Source organism: Pseudomonas parasichuanensis, assembly GCF_021601385.1.
GTDB lineage: Bacteria > Pseudomonadota > Gammaproteobacteria > Pseudomonadales > Pseudomonadaceae > Aquipseudomonas > Aquipseudomonas parasichuanensis.
In genome coordinates, this window is sequence record NZ_BQHO01000080.1 from 1 (window position 1) to 805 (window position 805).

Annotated in this window: 1 protein-coding gene; it reads left to right on the forward strand. The window is 63.6% G+C overall.

From position 1 onward, the window contains the following. Positions 1–805: Ig-like domain-containing protein (locus L6D77_RS27030; RefSeq protein WP_236170228.1), on the forward strand; the 805-nt coding region annotated here is incomplete at both ends.

Below are 805 nucleotides of genomic sequence, written 5' to 3' on the forward strand. Positions count from 1 at the left end.
GACCTGGCCGGTGGCAACGTGGTGGGGAGTGACCCGCACGCCAACACCGAGACGGCGTCGGGTTCATTGACCGATGCGGTCACCGGTGGCGTAGGCGCATTGACCTTCACCCTGGTCGGCAATGCTGCTGGCCAATACGGCCAGATCCTGCTGAACCCCGACGGCAGCTACACCTACACCCTGACCTCGGCGCCGAACTCGCCGAATCACGTCAACGACGGCCCGAACGTGATCACCGAGAGCTTCACCTACCAGGTGAAGGATTCGCTGGGCAACTCCACCACCAGCACCATCGTGATCAGCATCGTCGACGATGTGCCCAAGGCCCACTGCGACTTCGCCCATGTCACCGAGGGCGACAGCATCAGCGGCAATGTATTGGCCAACGATGTGGTTGGCGCCGATGTGCGCGGCGACGGCCAGTACGTGGTGGGTGTGCGTGCCGGCAACGACACTTCCACCTCGGTGCTCGGCCATGTTGGCGATCAGATCAATGGGCTGTACGGCTACCTGACCCTGGACGCCCAGGGCAACGCCACCTACCACGCCAACCCCAACCAAGACCTGCCGCCGTGGGCGACCGACACCTTCGTCTACACCATCCGCGACGCCGATGGCGACGAGAGCACCACGACCATTTCGGTCAAGGTGCTGGACAGCCAACTGGTGGCTGGCACCGACAGTGAAGTGACGGTCTACGAGAAAGCCCTGGATTTGAGCAAGGACGGCAACGACCTGGCCGGTGGCAACGTGGTGGGGAGTGACCCGCACGCCAACACCGAGACGGCGTCGGGTTCATTGACCG